1 protein-coding gene is annotated in these 1,312 nt (G+C 60.9%); it reads right to left on the minus strand.

Annotation, left to right across the window (positions count from 1 at the left end; genetic code table 11):
* Positions 1-132: 132 nt before the first annotated feature.
* Positions 133-1,308 carry an elongation factor Tu gene (gene tuf / locus ACGYK2_RS17295; protein WP_067260569.1) on the minus strand — a complete coding sequence of 392 codons (1,176 nt, stop codon included), beginning with the start codon at positions 1,306-1,308 and terminating at the stop codon, positions 133-135.
* Positions 1,309-1,312 lie beyond the last annotated feature (4 nt).

Below are 1,312 nucleotides of genomic sequence, written 5' to 3' on the forward strand. Positions count from 1 at the left end.
CCCGCCAAAGCAAAAGGCCGCAGCAAAAGCTGCGGCCTTTCGAATATCTGAACCGTGGTCCCCGGTCAGGCCAGGGGATGGGCTCTCATCGCTCCTGCGGAGCGACTGCCGCCCACCGGGTCCGTTTCAAAATCACTCAGTGATTTTGGAAACGACGCCCGCGCCAACAGTGCGGCCACCTTCACGGATCGCGAAGCGCAGGCCGTTTTCCATGGCGATCGGTGCGATCAGCTCAACGCCGAAGGACACGTTGTCGCCCGGCATGACCATCTCGGTGCCTTCTGCCAGCTGAACGGTGCCGGTCACGTCAGTTGTACGGAAGTAGAACTGCGGACGGTAGTTCGCGAAGAACGGCGTGTGACGGCCACCTTCCTCTTTGGTGAGGATGTAGGCTTCGGCTTCGAACTTGGTGTGCGGTGTCACGGAGCCGGGCTTGCAGAGAACCTGACCGCGCTCAACGCCGTCACGCTCAACGCCACGCAGCAGCGCGCCGATGTTGTCGCCTGCTTCACCACGGTCCAGCAGCTTGCGGAACATTTCCACACCGGTGCAGGTGGTTTTCTTGGTATCGCGGATGCCGACGATTTCGATTTCGTCGCCAACGTTGATCACACCACGCTCGACACGGCCGGTCACAACGGTACCACGGCCAGAGATCGAGAAGACGTCTTCGACCGGCATCAGGAAGGGCTGGTCCACGGCACGCTCAGGTGTCGGGATGTAGGCGTCAACTTCGGCCATCAGCTTCTTGATCGACTCTTCACCGATCTCGGGCTTGTTGCCTTCCATCGCCGCCAGAGCGGAACCTGCAACAACGGGGATATCGTCGCCGGGGTAGTCGTAGGAGGACAGCAGTTCGCGGATTTCCATCTCGACGAGCTCGAGCAGCTCTTCGTCGTCGACTTGGTCAACTTTGTTCATGAAGACGACCATGGCGGGGATGCCAACCTGACGGCCGAGCAGGATGTGCTCGCGGGTCTGGGGCATCGGGCCGTCGGCCGCGTTCACAACCAGGATCGCGCCGTCCATCTGCGCCGCACCGGTGATCATGTTTTTCACATAGTCAGCGTGGCCGGGGCAGTCGACGTGGGCGTAGTGACGGTTCTCGGTCTCATACTCGACGTGCGCGGTCGAGATGGTGATGCCGCGGGCCTTCTCTTCGGGCGCGCCGTCGATCTGGTCATACGCCTGGAAGTCACCGAAGTATTTGGTGATCGCCGCGGTCAGCGTGGTTTTACCGTGGTCAACGTGGCCGATCGTGCCGATGTTGACGTGCGGTTTGGTGCGTTCAAACTTTGCCTTTGCCATGGTG

It is taken from the genome of Sulfitobacter sp. 1A10359, from assembly GCF_043558145.1.
Taxonomy (GTDB): domain Bacteria; phylum Pseudomonadota; class Alphaproteobacteria; order Rhodobacterales; family Rhodobacteraceae; genus Sulfitobacter; species Sulfitobacter faviae.